A 16672-nucleotide genomic window follows, 5' to 3' on the forward strand; every position below is an offset into this window, starting at 1 on the left:
CAATCTCTTTCAGGAAAACAGCGATGGATCGCGGTCATGGACCAGTACGCGCCGCCGCTCTTCGCGTCCCACGGGCCGAAAGCCCAGCTTCTGATACAACGTCAGCGCGCGGGGATGGTCCAAGGTGCAGGTGTTGACCGTCATCCGCGCGACGCCGTCCCGCGCCCAACCGGTCGCGATCGCCGTCTGCAACAAGGTCTTTCCCCAACCCTGTCCCACCGCCTGCGGCACGAGCCCGAAATAGGCGAGGTCGCAGACGCCCGCTTGCCGCCAATCCAGCATGAAAAACCCCTGCGGCCAGCCATTTCCCATCGCGGTCCAGATCACCACATCCGGATCGCGGACAAAGGCCTGCAGGGCCGCGGGGTCCGTCTCGGCCTGGTCGAAGCGATCCTGCCACTCGTAATCGCGGCCCACCGCGTCATAGAGCGTCAGGAAATACCAGACCGGCGGGTCGATGGCGCGCTCCAGCCGGATATGCTCAGGCAGACGCTGCGCGCTCCAGTCGGGCCGCGCGTCCATCTGCAGATAGGTGATCGTATAGGAAACCTCGGTTCCCGCCGGGATCAGGCTCATCCGGTCTCGACCTGAAGCTGCTCGAACTGGCCCCATTCCGACCATGACCCGTCATAGAGCGAGACATCGGCATTCCCCAGCCGATGCAGCGCCAGCATCACGATGGCCGCCGTCACGCCCGACCCGCAGGTGGTGATGGTGCGCTTGCCCACATCGACACCCGCCGCCTCGAAGATCGCGCGCAGCGCCTCATTGTCTTTCATCGTGCCATCGGCATTGAGCAGGCTCGCGTAATGCACGTTCTTCGACCGCGGGATATGGCCTGACCGCATCCCCGGACGCGGCTCGGGCTCCTCGCCGCGGAACCGCCCGGGGGACCGCGCATCGACGATCTGCCAATCGCCCAGCTTCGAGGCCGCGGCCACCTGCGTCACATCCTTCACCAGATGCGCCTGCCGTTGCACCGTGATGTGCCGGTCGCGCAGGATCGGGGGCATGTCCTCCAGCGGGCGGCCCTCGGCCTTCCACTTCGGCAAGCCGCCATCCAGAACCGCTACATCGTTCTTGCCCATCAGGCGGAAATTCCACCACACGCGCGCCGCCGAAAACAGGCCCATCGCGTCATAGACCACCACCTGGTGCCCGTCGCCCACGCCCATGGCGCGCATCCGGCTCACGAATTTCTCGACCGGGGCCGCCATATGGGGCAGGGCGCTTCGCGCATCCGCGATCTCGTTGATGTCGAAATACCGCGCGCCCGGAATATGGCTTGTCGCGTACTCGGCCTTGGCGTCGCGGTCCACACCCGGAAGGAAGTAGGTGGCATCGAGAATCCGAAGATCCGGGTCCTCCAGATGCGCCTCCAGCCACTCGGTCGAGACAAGCGTTTTCGGGTCGTCAGCGGCCATGGCAAGGCCCTCCGCACAAAAGGCATCGTTCCAAGGCCTAGCCCTACTTGCCCCGCGCCCGCCGCGCAAGCGCCGGGGCATCGCGGAACCCCTCCTTCATCTTGGAAAACAAACTCCCGCCGGAGGCTCCCGTAGCCGCCACCAGCACGCCGCCCGAGGCGTCAGTTCTGCTTGAGCAGACGCGCCTTCTGCCGCTGCCAGTCGCGCTTGGCGCTGGTCTCGCGCTTGTCGGCCAGCTTCTTGCCCTTGGCGATGCCAAGCTTCAGCTTCACCAACCCCTTGTGGTTGAAATACATGACGATGGGCACCAGCGTCATGCCCTCGCGCTGGGTCGCGCTCCACATTCGGGACAATTCGCGCTTGCTCGCCAACAGCTTGCGCCGCCGCCGTTCCTCGTGGCCCCAGGTCTTGGCCTGCGCATAGGGCGCGATATAGCCGTTCACCAGCCACAACTCGCTGCCCTCCACCGCCGCATAGCTTTCGGCGATATTGGCGCTGTTCACGCGCAGGCTCTTCACCTCCGACCCGGTCAGCACGATCCCGACCTCGAGATCCTCCTCGATCGCGTAATCGAAACGCGCCCGCCGGTTCTCGGCGATCACCTTGTAATTCTTGTTGTCGCTGTCCTTGGCCATTGCGCCGATATAGGCGATCAGGCGTCCGGGTGCCAGCCCGGCGGCACGTCCACCGTGCCGATCCACGGCTTGATGTCCAGAACCGGTGTCCCGTCCCAGGCGTCGGTCGCGTCGATCCCGATCACGCCCGTTTCCGGGTCGAGCGACGTGATCATCACGGTCCCCAGCGCGATGGGATTGGGCCGCACCGGCGAGCGCAGCGCGAAGGTTCCGCGCGGCCCGTTGCCATGGCCGGGGGTCTGGATCAGCAGGTCCCGCTCACCCCGGTCCACCCAGTAGAGCAGTTGGATCGCCTGTCCCACCTCCAGCCCCGTCAGCGCGGGGCCATAGGCCGGGTCCAGCTCCACCCGCGCCCCTTGCCCGGTCTCGCGCGCAACGCGCAGGTTCTTGGGCGCGGTGCCCTTGCCCCAGGGCGACCGGATCCGCCCGATGAAGGTGATCCCCGCCTCGATCCGCGTCGCCGGGTCGAAGGGCAGGGCGATCTCGCCCTCCCGCTTCACAGGATGCCCGCGTGCCGCATCGCCGCCGCGATCTGCGCCTTTGTCGCCTCCGACAAGCCGGTCAGCGGCAGCCGCACCTCTTCCGAACACCGCCCCAAAAGCGACAGGCCGTATTTCGCCCCGCAAACGCCCGGTTCGGCGAAAATCGCCTCATGCAGCGGCATCAGCTTGTCCTGGTAGTCCAGAGCCGCGCGGTAATCGCCGGCCAGCGTCGCCGCCTGCATCTCGGCGCAAAGCTTGGGCGCCACATTCGCCGTCACGCTGATGCAGCCCACGCCGCCCTGTGCGTTGAACCCCACGGCCGTCGCATCCTCGCCCGACAACTGCACGAAATCCGCACCGCAGGTCATGCGCTGCTTCGGCACCCGGCTCAGGTCGCCGGTCGCATCCTTCACGCCGACGATATTGGGCAGTTTCGCCAATTCGCCCATCGTCGCGGGCAGCATGTCCACGACCGACCGGGGCGGGATGTTGTAGATGATGATCGGCATCCCGATCTCGTTCAGCGCCGAGAAATGCGCGATCAGGCCCTTTTGCGTGGGCTTGTTGTAATAGGGCGTCACGACCAGAACGGCATCCGCGCCCACCGCCTTGGCATGTTCGACGAACCGGATCGCCTCGACCGTGTTGTTGCTGCCCGCCCCCGCGATCACCGGCACGCGGCCCGCTGCGGTCTGCACAACCGCCTCGATCACCTGCTCATGCTCGGCATGGGTCAGCGTCGGGCTTTCCCCGGTCGTGCCCACCGGCACCAACCCGGTCGACCCCTCGCCGATCTGCCACTCCACCAGCCGTTTCAGCGCGTCGAAATCCACCGCGCCGTCCGTGAACGGCGTGACCAGCGCAGGCATCGAGCCCTGGAACATGACACGCATCCTTTCGTCGAGAGAGACCGCCGGCATCCCCGGTCGGCAAATTCGCGCGGACACTAGCGAGGGCGCGCGGGAATGCCAAGTTCGTGTGTTGCACGCCCGACAGGTGGCCCTATCCTCGGCCCCGACATGCGATGGGATAACGATTGATGCGATACCTCCTGCTTTGCCTCGCCATGGCCTGCGCGCCGCTGACCGCCCGTGCAGATCAACAGGCAGAGGCGCTTGGCCTTGCCCTCGCCGCCCTCGGGCGCGGCGATCTCGACCTTGCCGCGCAGGCCGCCGCCCCGCTGACCGATCCGGTGGCCCGCGATATCGTCGAATGGACGCGCCTGCGCCGCGGCGGGGCCGATTGGGCCGATCACATCGCCTTTCTCGACCGCAACCCCGATTGGCCGGGCCTCGATTACCTCCGCTCGCAGGGCGAGGCATCGATCCCCGATAATGCCGATCCGGCCCGCGTCAGCGCCTATTTCGCCACCACGCCCCCCGCCACGGGCGCTGGCGCGCTGGCGCTGGCCCGCGCCCATCTGGCCAGCGGCGACCAAGCCGCAGCCGAGGCCGAGGCGATCCGCGCCTGGACCGGCATCACCATGACGGGGGACGAGGCCGCAGCATTCCGGGCCGCCTTCGGCACAATCCTGAACGAAGGCACCCACCACATCGACCGGCTCGACCATCTGCTGTGGGAAGGTGCCGCGGAGCGCGCCCGCGCCATGTTCCCCCTCGTCCCCGAAGGCTGGCAGCGGCTGGCCGAGGCGCGCCTTGCGCTTCGTGCGCGCCAAACCGGCGTGGACACGCTCATCGCCGCCGTTCCCGCCGATCTCGCGGATCATCCGGGCCTTGCCTATGAGCGCTTCCTCTGGCGCATCGGCGCGGGCTTCTGGGATACGGCGGGCGATCTGATGGCCGAACGCTCCGGTTCGGCTGCCGCATTGGGCCGCCCGCTCGCATGGGCCGACCGCCGCGCCGACCTTGCCCGCGACGTGATGCGCGAGGGTGAATTCGACACCTGCTACGCCTATGCCGCGAACCATCATCTGGACCGGACGCAAGCCGCCTCCGATTTCGCGGAACTCGAATGGCTCGCGGGCTATTGCGCCTACAGGCTCGGGCGGCACGACACCGCCATCACCCATTTCACCGCCTTCCGCGACGCCGTCTTTTCCCCGATCTCGATGGGCCGCGCGGGCTATTGGCTGGGCCGCGCCCACGAGGGCGCGGGCAATGCCGCGCAAGCCACCGAAGCCTATGCACTCGGCGCGCGCTACCAATCCAGCTTCTACGGCCAACTCGCGCAGGATCGCGGCGACCTGCCGGTCGATCCCGCCTTCCTCGGCACCGAAAGCTATGGCGACTGGCGGCAGGCCCCGTTCACCTCCAACCCGGTGTTTCACGCGGGTCTCCTGCTCTACGAGGCGGGCGACCGCCCGCTCGCCGCGCGCTTTCTCACCCATCTGACCGAAAGCCTGCCGCGCGATCAGGCGGGCATGCTGGGCGATTTCGCGCTTGATCTGGGCGATGCCTATCTTGCCGTCCTCATCGGCAAACGCGCCGCGCAGGCCGGCGATGAAATCATGCGCCCCTATTACCCGGTCGTGCCCGAACTGGCCCTGGCCGACCTGCCCGCGCCCGCCGCCTTCGTGCTGGCCATCGCGCGCCGCGAATCGGAATTCAACCCGGCGGTGGTCAGCCCGGCGGGGGCGCTCGGCCTGATGCAGGTCATGCCCGGCACTGCGCGCGACACCGCCCGCGATCTTGGGCTGTCCTATTCGCAAAACCGCCTGCTCGACGATCCGGCCCATAACGCGCTGATCGGCGCGACCTTTCTGGCCGGTCTCATCGAACGCTACGACGGCAATCCGGTGCTGGTCTCCGCCGCCTACAACGCCGGGCCCGCGCGGGCAGCGGAATGGATCGAACGCTTCGGCGATCCGCGCCGCGCCGAAGACGTGGTGTTCTGGATCGAGGCGATCCCCTTCACCGAGACGCGCAACTACATCATGCGCGTGACCGAAAGCCTTGCGATCTACGAGGCGCAATTGACCGGGCGATTGCCCGAACTCGGTCTGGCCGAACGGCTGGCGCGCTAGGGCGTCAGGACGCCGGGCCGAAGGTCTCGCAGGGAATGCCGCGCGCCGACAGCCGTGCGCAGGCGCGCGCGGCCTGATCCTCGGTCATGCCTTGGAACCGGGGCTCGTAGCCGCCGTTGCGCTGCACCACGCGGCGCAGCGATTGCTCGAAACTGGTGACCTCGCTCAAGGCGGTGCGCAGCAACAGCCGCTCGGCGGCGTGATGCGACGGCTGCGGTCCCAGTGTGACACCGTACAACCGCTCGCCCGAGGACGAGGCCCGCGTCACGATCTCGGGCCCGGTCGGCTGCGCGGGGGCGGCTGGCGCATCGGCCGGGCGCGGCGGCACGGCCAGAACAGCAACCTGTTCCACCGCCTGCGGATCAGCTGCGGCTGTCGGGGCCGGGATGACCGCAGGGGCCGCGCTTGCGACCTCCACCACAGCTGCGCTGTCCTCGGGTCGCGGCTCCGGAACGACCTCGAGGATCGTCTCCGCAACCTCGGTCGCCTCCAGCACTTCGGCCACGGCCTCTGCCTCCGCCACCTCCAGCACCGCTTCGGCCTCCACGACGGGCGGCGCAGTCTCTTCGGTTGCGGCCTCGGCCTGCGGCTCCGCGTCGGGAACGGCGGCCACGATCGTTTCGGGGCGCGGGGCCGGGGCCACGGCGCTCAGGGTTCCGGTCCCGTCCGCCGCAACGCTCGGCGCGGTGGACAGCGCTTCGCCGACGGCCTGTTCGATCGCTTGCAACAACTCCGGTGTCGGGGGCGCGCTCGCCACCAGCGCGGGGGACGCGCCGGGCCTTTGCACGGGCCGGATCGACCGCGACACCAGCCCGCTGGGCCGCGTGATCTGTCCCACAGGCCCATCGGGGTCGCCGTCATTGTCATAAACCGGCAGCGACGGGCGGCGCTCGGTCGCCCGCGATGGGGCTTGCGCGAACCCAAGGTCCAGCAATTCCATGATCCGCTGGTTGCGCCATGCCGCCGATTGCCCGCCAAAGACCGTGGCGATGATCCGCACGTTGCCCCGCTCCGCCGAGGCGACAAGGTTGAACCCCGCCGCGCGGGTGTAGCCCGTCTTGATCCCGTCCGCGCCGCGATAGGCGTCCAGAACCGCGCGGTTCGTGTTGCGGATGCGCGCGATCCCGGCATCCTCCTCCCGGCGGGAGAAGATGTTGTAATATTCCGGGTAATCGTAGAACAGCCGCCGCCCCATGATCGTCATGTCATGCGCCGTCGACAGATGGCCCTCCTCGGTCAGGCCATGCGCGTTGCGAAAGGTCGTCCGCGCCATCCCCAGCGCGCGGGCGGTGCGGTTCATCCGCCGCGCAAAGGCCGCTTCCGATCCCGATACCGCCTCCGCGATCGCCGTCGCCGCGTCATTGCCCGACCGGATCGCGGCCGCGCGGATCAGGTAGCGGAACCGGATCGTCGATCCCGCCCGCAAGCCCAGCCGCGAGGGCGGCTCCGACGCCGCATGCTGCGAGATGCGCACCTGCGTATCCAGCGTGATCTCGCCCAAACGGATCGCCTCGAAGGCGACGTAAAGCGTCATCATCTTGGTCAGGGAGGCCGGATGCAGCCGCGTATCGGCATTGCGCGCATGCAGCACCTCGCCGGTGCGCGCATCCATCACCATCGCGGCATAAGGCGCCGCGCGCAGCGGCACCGCCGCCAGCGTCACGACGCACAGCGCGATAAGCCCCAAAAGGGCCGCGAAGGTCGGTCTTTGTCGCACGGAGCCTGCTCGCTCTGCCTCGGGGTGCCGTCTAGTGCGGCGTTTGGACGATGCTATGCGATTTTTGTCCTGAAATCCATCGGATACACTTAAAAAACATGATCCTATCGAAAGATGTGATCGCCCCTCGATATAGGGTCTTTGCCGCGGCCCGGCCACATCATCTATGCGCCCCTGCGGCAATACACGCAAAAGGCGAAACGGCGCGTGGCGTCGGCGCGCAGCCTCTGGTAGAAAACCACCCAAGACGAGAGAGGACCGCCCCGTGAAGGACAATTACGACGACCGCAAAACCCGCGCCTCCGCGTGGTTCCGCACCCTCCGCGACGACATCGTCGCCGCCTTCGAGGCGATCGAGGACAGCCACGGTGGCGACCAGCCCGCGGGCCGGTTCGAGGTGACCGAAACCAAACGCCATTCCGACGACGGCTCCGATGCCGGCGGCGGCTTGATGAGCGTGATGCGCGGCGGCCGCGTCTTCGAAAAGGTCGGCGTCAACGTCTCGACCGTCTATGGGCAACTGGGCGACCGCGCCGTCGCCGCCATGTCCGCCCGCAAGAACATGGACGGGCTGCGCGCCGATCCGACCTTCTGGGCCTCGGGCATCAGCCTCGTCGCCCACATGCAGAACCCCCACGCGCCCGCCGTCCACATGAACACCCGCATGTTCTGGACGCCCGTGGCACATTGGTTCGGCGGCGGCTCCGACCTGAACCCCGCCATCGAATACGCCGAGGATACCGCCCATTTCCACGGCGTGCTCAAGGATCATTGCGACCGGCACAGCGCCGATGCCTATGACCGCTACAAGGCCTGGGCCGACGAATATTTCTACGTCCCGCACCGCCACCGGGCGCGCGGCGTGGGCGGCATCTTCTACGACGATCTCAACACCGGCGATTGGGAGGCCGATTTCGCCTTCACCCAGGATGTGGGCCGCGCCTTCCTTCCGGCTTTCCTGCCCTGCGTCGAACGCCGCCGCCACACGGCTTGGTCCGATGCCGACCGCGAGGCGCAGCTGATCCACCGCGGGCTCTATGCCGAATACAATCTCGTCTATGACCGCGGCACCAAGTTCGGTCTGGAAACCGGCCACGACGCCAATGCCGTTCTGATGAGCCTCCCGCCCATCGCGAAATGGACCTGACCGGGCTGATCTAGAGCATGTCGCGCAAAAGTGGGAACCGGTTTTGCGCTCCCCGGACATGCGACATCACAGAGCATGTCGCGCAAAAGTGGGAACCGGTTTTGCGCTCCCCGGACATGCAAAATAAAAAGGTTTGAGAGCGGCGCGTGAATGCGAATGAACGCGACGCGCTCTAGCCTGCCAACAGCTCGCGGTAGATCGCGGTGATCGCCGCGGCCTCGCCCGCGATGTCGAACTGCGCGACCGCATGGTCCCGCGCGGCCTCGCCCTGCAACAGGGTCTCGGCGGGGTTGTCCAGATAACCGCCCACGGCCTCCGCCATCGCGCCCACATCCTCGGGCGGGATCAGCGCGCCGGTGCGCCCCGGCACCACCAGTTCCTCGAACGCGCCCACCCGTGTCGCAATCACCGGCACGCCGCAGGCCATCGCCTCCAGCGGCGTCAGGCCGAACCCTTCCCAACGTTGCGGCGCCACGAACAGGTCCAACGCCCGGTACCAATCCGCGATCTCGTGAACCGGCACCTCGGGCTTGAACAAGATGCGATCCTCCAGCCCTGCGGCCAGCACCCGTTCCCTGAGCGCCCGGTCATAGGCGCGGTGCTTTTCGGTGGCGCGGCCCATCACGATGGCACAAGCGCCCGGAAACTCCGGCAGCACCTCGATCATCGCCGAGACGAAATCGCCCGTGCCCTTCTGTGCCCGGATACGGCCGAAACAGCCGATCAGCGGACCGGCGGGCAGGCCCATCCGCGCGCGCAGCGCCCCGCGATCCTCTGCCGGGGCAAATCCCGCAAGGTCGATCCCGTGCAAGATCACCGTGGAGGGACGTTCCAGATATCCCGCCGTCCGCTGCGAGGTGGAAATGACATGATCCATCTGCCCGATCAGCCATTTGCTGTAGCGCGTGTGATGCCGCTGCGACGCCGAGGTGAACAACAGCTTCAGCCGCTTTCCCAGAACCCGCTTCAGCAAGATACCCGCCAGCATCTCGGAATTGCGCCGCGCATGCCAGACCCGCGCCCCCGACGGCCCCTCCCGCGACATGGTCAGGAGCGCCGGGATCGGCACGTGCGGCACATGCGCGGGCAGGGCCGTGGCCACGGCGGCAATGGCGATCTCGCGCGCCTGCAACGGCACCAGCCGCACGACCGTTGCCGTCACGCCCGACAGGCGCGTCTTGAAATTGGGGGCCAGCACGTCAATCGTGGACAGGTCGGGATGATCCATGGCCGCTAGGCCTAGCCCGCGCCGATCCCCGGAACAAGCGGGGACCTGCCGACATCCCCCTCGGCCGATAGGCGGAATGCAGCCCCTCACGCCCCGCTCCCGGTTTCGTGTGCCCCGGCCCGGTTGAATGGTGGCAGCGGCCTGCGCACCTCATGCACAACCGCCCGCATGACGGGTGGTCGCAAGACAATATGAAACAGTAAGGAGTTCATACAGCATGTCCCGTTCAACTCTTCTCGCCGCCGGCCTCTCGACCTTCGTCGCCCTGCCGGCCCTCGCAGGTGGCGTGGCCGAACCCGCGCCTGCGCCCGTCACCGTCGCGCCTGTGCCCGTGATGTCGACCATGGACTGGACCGGCCCCTCGGTCGGTGCGCAGCTGGGCTATGGCGATGTCTCCACCTCGGGGGCGGCGACCCTCGATGGCGATGACCTTCTTTTCGGTCTGCGCGCCTATTATGACTTCGACTTCGGCGACTACATCGTCGGCGGTGGCCTGCAATATGACACCACCGACATTGCGCTCGGCAATGTGACCACCGTTGATTCGATCACGCGTATCGGCGGCCGGGCTGGTGTGGATCTCGGCCAGAACTGGCTTTATGGCACCGCCGGCTGGGCGCGCGCCGAAACCTCCAGCGCAGCCGTGGGCGACAGCGACGGCTGGTTTGCCGGCGTCGGTTACGAGGTCTTCGTCGCTGACAATGTGACGCTGGGCGCAGAACTGCTCTACCACGACTTCAACGACTTCAACCTCGCGGGTCTCGAAGCGGATGCGACGACGGCCGCCGTCTCGGTCAACTTCCGCTTCTGATCCTCAGTCGAAAACCGGCGCGAAATCCGTGCCCAAGCCTTCGGCGGCCACGCTGCCGCCGAGGGCCGCCACCGCTCCCAGCCGCCCCAGTTCGTCGGCGCATTTCGCCGCCGCGCCATTGCCCCCGGTCAACAGCGTCGCCTGCGCGTCGACCCGCGCGATATAGGGGTATCCCGTCTTGGTGAAGGTGACGGCACAGGGCGCGGTCAAAACCCGTTCGATCCGCATGTCGGGCATGACCTTGACCAGATCGGCCAACAGCGACCGCCCCGCCTCGTCTCCACCCGCCGTTCGGAACCACGCGTTCAGCGCCTCGCCGTCCCGCGCCTCGGGGCTCAAGTCCTCGCCTCCGATCTTCACATAGATTCGCCCGTCCGGATAGCGGATCGGCGGCAGCAGGTAGCGATCCGTCGGGTCGTTTTCCGGCACCCAGATCAGGCTGGGCGTATCCCCCAGCCGTGCCGCCTCGGTTTCCGATATCTCGGCCAACACCACGGTCCGCTGGAACACCCGCATCGCGGGCCGCGCCATGCCCAACGGCGCGGCCGAGGCCCAGCCGCCCGTCGCCACCACGACATGTTCCGCGCTCAGGCTCCGGCCATCGGCCAAGATGACCGTTCCACCCTCGCGCCCCACGGCGGCCTCTGCGACCACCTCCGCCCCGGCGGCCAGCGCCAGCGCCTCGTGCGCGCGCCGCATCGCGCGCGGGTCTATATGGCCGCCCGCCGGGTCGAACACGCCCTTGCTGCCCTCCGGCAGGTCGAACATCGCAAAGCGCTCGGACAGGCGCGCGCCCTCCAACCGCTCATGGACCAGCCCCAGCGCGCGGGGCGTCTCGTGGAACCCGGCGGTAAAGCCCGCCATCGCGCCATGATCGAGACCCGCCATCAGCCCACCGCATGGGGTGTAGAACCAGATTCCCGTCCGCGCCTCGATCTCGCGGTAGCGCGCCAGCGACCGCGTCGACAGCCGCGCCCAGACCGGATCATGGGCGATGTTGCGCGTGATCCTTCCCGCGTCGTGGAAACTGCCGAAGGGTCCGTTGTGCCGCGCCGGGTCGCTCGGCTCGTCCGGTCCGACCAGAACCACCCGGCACCCCGCCTCCGCCAGATGCCGGGCACAGGCCGTGCCCATCAGGCCCCGACCGATCACCACGAATTCCGCGCCCATCACATGCCTCCGTCCCGGCCCGACGACTGCGCCGGAGCCTGACGTGAAAAAATCGTGAAAGGCGAGGGGGGTCGTTCACCATTCGGCAGGAAAGACGCCGCGATCTCAACCTTTCGGTAGGGATTGCGCGGCGATCTTTACCGCCTGTTCACCCTGCCACGGCACCGATCAACCCCGGATCGTCTCCAGCAGCAGGTGCACATTGTCCGGATCGGCGTCCGGCGTGATGCCATGCCCGAGGTTGAAGATATGCGGCCCGCCCTTCAGCGCGTCCACGATCCGCCGCGTTTCCGTGACCAGCGCCTCGCCGCCCGTGACCATGTGCTTGGGGTCAAGATTGCCCTGAACGCAGCCGTCGGGTTGCAGGTTCTCGGCCGCCCAGACCGGATCGACCTTGGTGTCGATGGCCAGCCCGTCCGCGCCTACAGCCTTGGCAAAGCCCACATATTTCTCGCCCGCCTCGCGCGGGAAAGCGATGACCGGCAGCCCCTTGTGCCGCCGCTTCAGCTCCGCCGTGATCCGTTTGGCGGGCTCCAGCGCAAAACGGTCAAAGGCCTCGCCCTTCAGCGATCCGGCCCAGCTGTCGAAGATCTTGACCACCTCCGCCCCGGCCTGCACCTGCATGTCGAGGTATTCGATCGTCGCTTCCGTCAGCAGGTCGATCAGCGCCTCGAAGGTCGCCGGATCCCCCTCGCGCAGCGCATGTGCCGGCGCCTGATCGGGCGTTCCCTTGCCCGCGATCATGTAGGTCGCCACCGTCCAAGGCGCTCCGGCGAACCCGATCAGCGTCGTTTCCTGCGGCAATTCGCGCGACAGGATGCGCACCGTTTCATAGACCGGCGCGAGATGGTCGTGGATATCGTCCTTGCCTTTGAGCGCCTTCATCCCCTCGGCTCCGGTGATCGTGGACAGCCGGGGGCCTTCACCCGTCTCGAACCACAGATCTGCACCAAGCGCTTGGGGAATAAGCAAAATATCCGCGAACAGGATCGACGCGTCAAAGCCGTAGCGCCGGATCGGTTGCAGCGTCACCTCGGCGGCCAGTTCCGAATTGTAACACAGCGAAAGGAAATCGCCCGCTTGCGCGCGGGTCGCGCGATACTCGGGCAGGTAGCGCCCGGCTTGCCGCATCAGCCAGACGGGCGGCACATCCATCGCCTCGCCCGCCAGCGAACGCAGGAGTTTCTTCTGGGCCGTCTGGGGCGCGTCAAACATGGGTATTGTCCTTCGGTCGGTCTTTGGACAGGAATTGTCCGCGCCCGTCAGTCTGTCAACCCGAGGGTGATTGTCAAGCAAAGTTGACAGGTGTAGAAGGAGCGACATGACGACCAACCCGCCGACCCCCGCCCAACCCTTGCGCATCGGAACCCGTGGCTCGCCCCTCGCTTTGGCGCAGGCGCATGAAACACGGTCGCGCCTCATGGCCGCCTTCGACCTTCCCGAGGCCGCATTCGAGATCGTGGTGATCAAGACGACCGGTGACGATCGGAGCCTGATCGACGCCGATATCGCTCTCAAGACATTGGGTGGAAAGGGACTTTTCACAAAGGAAATCGAAGAGGCGATGCTCGATGGTTCCATCGATATCGCCGTTCATTCGATGAAAGACATGCCGGTTCTACAGCCGCCCGGCCTGCTTCTGGATTGCTACCTCCCGCGCGAAGATGTGCGTGACGCCTTCGTGTCACTTTCCCATGACAGTCTTGCCGGATTGCCGCAGGGCGCCCGCGTCGGATCGTCCTCCCTGCGGCGACGTGCGCAGCTTGGCGCGCGGCGGCCTGACCTTCAGGTTGTGGAGTTCCGCGGCAACGTCCAGACGCGGATGAAGAAACTGGGCGATGGCGTCGCCGATGCGACCTTCCTCGCCATGGCGGGCCTGCGCCGTCTGGGCATGACCGATGTGGTGAAATCCGCGATCGCCGTCGAAGACATGCTGCCCGCCGTGGCCCAAGGCGCCATCGGCATCGAACGCCGGGCCAGCGACCTGCGCGCTGCCGCCATGCTGGAAGCCATCCACCACGGCCCGACCGGTCAAAGGCTCGCGGCCGAACGTGCCTTTCTTGCCGGTCTGGACGGGTCTTGTGAAACGCCGATCGCAGGTCTTGCCGAGCTTGATGGCGGCACGCTGCGCCTGCGCGGCGAGATCCTGCGCCCCGACGGGTCCGAGGTTCTGACCGATGATCGCAGCGCGCCCATCGAGGATGGCGCGGCGCTGGGCGCGGCCATGGCCCGCGATTTGCGCGCCCGCGCGGGCGAAGGGTTCTTCGACTGGATCGCCGCCTGACCAAGGGGGTGGTCAGAGCCGCGACAAGCTCGTAAACGGTTGATGATACGGACCTTCCGTGGTTTCGTTTTGACGAGTGTTTGCTGGAGTTTGTGCCGTCATGTTCGCTTTTCCGGATGCCGGTTCCGATGCAGGTTGAGCAGACGCCGATCCCCGGCCTTTTTCTCATCACGCCCAAGCGGTTCGGCGACCATCGCGGCTTTTTCGCGGAGACCTGGAGCCGGGAAAAACTTGGCGCCCAAGGCGTGACCACAGATTTCGTTCAGGACAACCATTCCCTTTCCGCGCAGGTCGGAACCTTGCGCGGGCTGCATTTTCAGTGTCCGCCCCGCGCACAGGCCAAGCTGGTCCGCTGCGGGCGGGGGGTGCTTTTCGACGTGGCGGTCGACATCCGCCGCGGCTCGCCCACCTATGGTCAGTGGTTCGGGGTCGAGTTGAGCTTTGAGAACGGGAAGCAATTGTTGATCCCCGCGGGCTTTGCCCATGGCTTCGTCACCCGCGCGCCCGAGACCGAGATCATCTACAAGTGTTCCGACAGCTACGCGCCCGAAACCGAGGGCGCGTTGATCTGGAACGACCCGGACATCGGCATCGATTGGGGCCTTGGCGACGCCGCGCCCATCCTGTCGGCCAAGGATGCGGTGGCGGGTGCCTTTGCATCCTTCGACAGCCCCTTTGCCTATGAAGGGGCGGCATCGTGAAACTGATGGTGACGGGCGGCGCGGGCTTCATCGGATCAGCCGTGGTTCGGCTGGCGGTGGCGCGCGGCCACGAGGTGGTGAATGTCGACAAGCTGACCTATGCGGCCTGTCTCGAAAACGTGGCCCCCGTGGCGGGTTCGAACCTCTACAGTTTCGAACAGGCCGATATCTGCGACCGTGCAGCGATGGACCGGATCCTGGCCGATCATCGCCCCGATGCCATCATGCATCTGGCTGCCGAAAGCCATGTGGACCGGTCCATCGACGGGCCGGGCACGTTCATCGACACGAATGTCACCGGCACCTACACCCTGCTCGAGGCCGCGCGCAGTCATTGGACCGGGCTGGGCAAGCCAGAGAGCTTCCGCTTCCATCATATTTCAACCGACGAGGTCTACGGCACCTTGGCCGAAACCGGCCTCTTCACCGAAGAGACCGCTTATGCCCCGAACAGCCCCTATTCGGCGTCAAAGGCAGCCTCCGATCATCTGGTCCGCGCTTGGCACGAGACCTACGGGCTACCGGTCGTGATGACGAATTGCTCCAACAATTACGGGCCCTACCACTTCCCCGAGAAACTGATTCCCGTCGTGATCCTGAACGCGCTGGCGGGCAAACCCATCCCGGTCTACGGGCAGGGCCTGAATGTCCGCGACTGGCTTTATGTAGAAGATCACGCCGATGCGCTGCTTCTGGTCTGCGAGAAAGGCACCGTGGGGCGCAGCTACAACATCGGCGGCAACAACGAGCGGCGCAATATCGATCTGGTCCGCACGATCTGCGCGCTGCTCGATGACCGCCGCCCGGCCCATGCGCCGCATGATCGGCTGATCACCTTCGTCGAAGATCGGCCCGGCCATGATCTGCGCTATGCCATCGATGCCTCCCGCATCCGCGACGAATTGGGCTGGCAGCCCTCGGTCACGGTGGAAGAGGGGCTGGCACGGACCGTCGACTGGTATCTGGCCAACGAAGACTGGTGGCGCGCACTTCAAGCGCGCGACGGCGTCGGACAAAGATTGGGGAAGGCGGGATAGGTCATGGGGCGCCTGATCGACTGCACGCTCTTCTTCAACGAATTCCGGCTGCTCTCCCTGCGCCTCGGAATCTTGCGCGATGCCGTGGATCGTTTCGTGATCGTCGAGGGGGATCGGACCTTTTCCGGACAGCCCAAGCCGCTGCGCCTGCGCCGGTGGATCATGGAAAACGAGCCCGATCTTGCCGACCGGATCGTCGTGATCGAAGTCACGGATTTTCCGGCAAACCCGAACCCCTGGATCGCCGAGGCACACCAACGAAATGCCGCAATGCGCGGCTTGTCCGATCTGTGTGGCGATGACGTGCTGATGTTCTTCGACGTCGATGAAATCCCTTCTGTCGAGGCTGTTCTTGCGGGGCTGCCCAAGGATGATCTCGCGGCGGTCGAGCAGGATTTCTATTATTACTTCCTGAATCTGCACCGTGGAAAATGGGCCCGGGGGACTGCCACCTACGCCCGCAACCTGACGGTTTCGCCGCAGGAGGCCCGAACGCTGTTTCACCGCCCCATCATCGCGGGCGGCGGTTGGCATTTCAGCTACCTCATGTCCGCCGAGGACATGGTCGCCAAGATCCGCGCGTTTTCGCATCAGGAATTCAACACGCCCCGGTTCACTGATCTTGAAACCCTTCGTTCCCGGATCGCAGCGCGCGAGGATCTTTTCGGGCGTCGCAATCAGCCCGAATTGGTGGTGCGGCCGATCGACGACAGTTTTCCGGCCTACCTGCTGCGCAACAGGGCCGCTTATGGTGACCTGATCTTGGATCCGGCGGAGGTTTCGCCATGACCCTCCTTGTCTTCGGCGCCACGGGCCAAGTCGCCACCGAACTGCGCGCGCTGGCCCCCGTGGCCGCGCTTGGCCGCGATGCCGCCGACCTGACCGACCCGACTGCCTGCGCCGCCGCGATCGAGGCACACCGCCCCCGCGCCGTGATCAACGCGGCGGCCTATACCGCCGTCGACCGGGCCGAGAGCGAGGAGGATCTTGCCACCACGATCAACGGCCATGCCCCCGGTGCCATGGCGCGGGCCTGCGCGGATCTGGGCATTC

17 protein-coding genes are annotated in these 16672 nt (G+C 66.5%); 8 read left to right on the top strand and 9 right to left on the bottom strand.

The window, feature by feature from the left end; all coding sequences use genetic code 11:
* Nucleotides 1–9: 9 nt before the first annotated feature.
* The 5 genes from QQK63_RS07035 to dapA all read right to left on the bottom strand — a co-directional run bounded on the left by QQK63_RS07035 (nucleotide 10) and on the right by dapA (nucleotide 3425).
* Nucleotides 10–576, bottom strand: a complete 567-nt coding sequence (locus tag QQK63_RS07035; RefSeq protein ID WP_277825844.1) for a GNAT family N-acetyltransferase — start codon at nucleotides 574–576, stop codon at nucleotides 10–12.
* Complete coding sequence (sseA, locus tag QQK63_RS07040) at nucleotides 573–1424, bottom strand: 3-mercaptopyruvate sulfurtransferase (protein ID WP_277825846.1); 852 nt, start codon at nucleotides 1422–1424, stop codon at nucleotides 573–575. The genes QQK63_RS07035 and sseA overlap by 4 nt, the downstream gene beginning before the upstream one ends.
* 161 nt (nucleotides 1425–1585) lie before the next feature.
* Complete coding sequence (smpB, locus tag QQK63_RS07045) at nucleotides 1586–2059, bottom strand: SsrA-binding protein SmpB (protein ID WP_277825975.1); 474 nt, start codon at nucleotides 2057–2059, stop codon at nucleotides 1586–1588.
* A gap of 17 nt (nucleotides 2060–2076) precedes the next feature.
* The gene (locus tag QQK63_RS07050) at nucleotides 2077–2559 is read right to left on the bottom strand and encodes a TrmO family methyltransferase domain-containing protein (RefSeq protein WP_277825848.1); all 483 of its coding nucleotides are present in this window, start codon (nucleotides 2557–2559) and stop codon (nucleotides 2077–2079) included.
* Entirely contained in the window at nucleotides 2556–3425 is an 870-nt protein-coding gene (gene dapA, locus QQK63_RS07055) for a 4-hydroxy-tetrahydrodipicolinate synthase (protein WP_277825850.1), read from the bottom strand. The genes QQK63_RS07050 and dapA overlap by 4 nt, the downstream gene beginning before the upstream one ends.
* Nucleotides 3426–3580: 155 nt before the next feature.
* Here dapA and QQK63_RS07060 point away from each other — a divergent pair, with 155 nt between their 5' ends.
* Nucleotides 3581–5524: a lytic transglycosylase domain-containing protein gene (locus tag QQK63_RS07060; protein WP_277825851.1), complete on the top strand. Its 1944-nt coding sequence runs from the start codon at nucleotides 3581–3583 to the stop codon at nucleotides 5522–5524.
* Nucleotides 5525–5528: 4 nt separating this feature from the next.
* Here QQK63_RS07060 and QQK63_RS07065 read toward each other — a convergent pair whose 3' ends face one another.
* Nucleotides 5529–7241 (bottom strand): D-alanyl-D-alanine carboxypeptidase family protein, encoded by a 1713-nt coding sequence (locus QQK63_RS07065; RefSeq protein WP_377134095.1) that lies wholly within the window; start codon nucleotides 7239–7241, stop codon nucleotides 5529–5531.
* 265 nt (nucleotides 7242–7506) lie between these two features.
* Between QQK63_RS07065 and hemF the strand changes: the two genes are divergently transcribed.
* Nucleotides 7507–8388 carry an oxygen-dependent coproporphyrinogen oxidase gene (hemF, locus tag QQK63_RS07070; RefSeq protein WP_277825853.1) on the top strand — a complete coding sequence of 294 codons (882 nt, stop codon included), beginning with the start codon at nucleotides 7507–7509 and terminating at the stop codon, nucleotides 8386–8388.
* A 172-nt stretch (nucleotides 8389–8560) separates the two neighbouring features.
* On the opposite strand, the gene QQK63_RS07075 is transcribed toward hemF, so the two are convergent.
* The gene (locus QQK63_RS07075; protein ID WP_277825855.1) at nucleotides 8561–9616 is read right to left on the bottom strand and encodes a glycosyltransferase family 4 protein; all 1056 of its coding nucleotides are present in this window, start codon (nucleotides 9614–9616) and stop codon (nucleotides 8561–8563) included.
* A gap of 217 nt (nucleotides 9617–9833) precedes the next feature.
* On the opposite strand from QQK63_RS07075, the gene QQK63_RS07080 reads away from it, so the two are divergent.
* Nucleotides 9834–10427, top strand: a complete 594-nt coding sequence (locus tag QQK63_RS07080; protein WP_277825857.1) for an outer membrane protein — start codon at nucleotides 9834–9836, stop codon at nucleotides 10425–10427.
* Nucleotides 10428–10430: 3 nt separating this feature from the next.
* Here QQK63_RS07080 and QQK63_RS07085 read toward each other — a convergent pair whose 3' ends face one another.
* Together QQK63_RS07085 and hemE are read right to left on the bottom strand one after the other, a co-directional pair.
* Nucleotides 10431–11597: an NAD(P)/FAD-dependent oxidoreductase gene (locus QQK63_RS07085; RefSeq protein ID WP_277825859.1), complete on the bottom strand. Its 1167-nt coding sequence runs from the start codon at nucleotides 11595–11597 to the stop codon at nucleotides 10431–10433.
* Nucleotides 11598–11765: 168 nt separating this feature from the next.
* Entirely contained in the window at nucleotides 11766–12812 is a 1047-nt protein-coding gene (gene hemE / locus QQK63_RS07090; protein WP_277825861.1) for a uroporphyrinogen decarboxylase, read from the bottom strand.
* A 106-nt stretch (nucleotides 12813–12918) separates the two neighbouring features.
* Here hemE and hemC point away from each other — a divergent pair, with 106 nt between their 5' ends.
* From hemC to QQK63_RS07115, 5 genes are all read left to right on the top strand, one after another.
* Nucleotides 12919–13881 carry a hydroxymethylbilane synthase gene (hemC, locus tag QQK63_RS07095; RefSeq protein WP_277825863.1) on the top strand — a complete coding sequence of 321 codons (963 nt, stop codon included), beginning with the start codon at nucleotides 12919–12921 and terminating at the stop codon, nucleotides 13879–13881.
* A gap of 128 nt (nucleotides 13882–14009) precedes the next feature.
* Nucleotides 14010–14582, top strand: a complete 573-nt coding sequence (gene rfbC / locus QQK63_RS07100) for a dTDP-4-dehydrorhamnose 3,5-epimerase (RefSeq protein WP_277825865.1) — start codon at nucleotides 14010–14012, stop codon at nucleotides 14580–14582.
* On the top strand, nucleotides 14579–15619 hold the full coding sequence (gene rfbB / locus QQK63_RS07105) for a dTDP-glucose 4,6-dehydratase (protein ID WP_277825867.1): 1041 nt from the start codon (nucleotides 14579–14581) through the stop codon (nucleotides 15617–15619). Before rfbC ends, rfbB begins: the two co-directional genes overlap by 4 nt.
* 3 nt (nucleotides 15620–15622) lie before the next feature.
* Entirely contained in the window at nucleotides 15623–16408 is a 786-nt protein-coding gene (locus QQK63_RS07110; protein ID WP_277825869.1) for a glycosyltransferase family 17 protein, read from the top strand.
* Nucleotides 16405–16672: sugar nucleotide-binding protein (locus tag QQK63_RS07115; RefSeq protein ID WP_284283188.1), on the top strand; the 268-nt coding region annotated here is incomplete at its 3' end. The genes QQK63_RS07110 and QQK63_RS07115, both read left to right, overlap by 4 nt.

Source organism: Roseicyclus marinus (assembly GCF_030163795.1).
Lineage (GTDB): Bacteria > Pseudomonadota > Alphaproteobacteria > Rhodobacterales > Rhodobacteraceae > Roseicyclus > Roseicyclus marinus.

What these genes read in the sequence shown, in the direction of transcription:
- QQK63_RS07035 (WP_277825844.1), bottom strand. Translation starts at nt 576, where the DNA reads ATGAGCCTGATCCCGGCGGGAACCGAGGTTTCCTATACGATCACCTAT.
- rfbC (WP_277825865.1), top strand. Translation starts at nt 14,010, where the DNA reads ATGCAGGTTGAGCAGACGCCGATCCCCGGCCTTTTTCTCATCACGCCC.
- QQK63_RS07110 (WP_277825869.1), top strand. Translation starts at nt 15,623, where the DNA reads ATGGGGCGCCTGATCGACTGCACGCTCTTCTTCAACGAATTCCGGCTG.
- QQK63_RS07085 (WP_277825859.1), bottom strand. Translation starts at nt 11,597, where the DNA reads ATGGGCGCGGAATTCGTGGTGATCGGTCGGGGCCTGATGGGCACGGCC.
- sseA (WP_277825846.1), bottom strand. Translation starts at nt 1,424, where the DNA reads ATGGCCGCTGACGACCCGAAAACGCTTGTCTCGACCGAGTGGCTGGAG.
- hemC (WP_277825863.1), top strand. Translation starts at nt 12,919, where the DNA reads ATGACGACCAACCCGCCGACCCCCGCCCAACCCTTGCGCATCGGAACC.
- QQK63_RS07080 (WP_277825857.1), top strand. Translation starts at nt 9,834, where the DNA reads ATGTCCCGTTCAACTCTTCTCGCCGCCGGCCTCTCGACCTTCGTCGCC.
- hemE (WP_277825861.1), bottom strand. Translation starts at nt 12,812, where the DNA reads ATGTTTGACGCGCCCCAGACGGCCCAGAAGAAACTCCTGCGTTCGCTG.
- dapA (WP_277825850.1), bottom strand. Translation starts at nt 3,425, where the DNA reads ATGTTCCAGGGCTCGATGCCTGCGCTGGTCACGCCGTTCACGGACGGC.
- smpB (WP_277825975.1), bottom strand. Translation starts at nt 2,059, where the DNA reads ATGGCCAAGGACAGCGACAACAAGAATTACAAGGTGATCGCCGAGAAC.
- QQK63_RS07075 (WP_277825855.1), bottom strand. Translation starts at nt 9,616, where the DNA reads ATGGATCATCCCGACCTGTCCACGATTGACGTGCTGGCCCCCAATTTC.
- QQK63_RS07060 (WP_277825851.1), top strand. Translation starts at nt 3,581, where the DNA reads ATGCGATACCTCCTGCTTTGCCTCGCCATGGCCTGCGCGCCGCTGACC.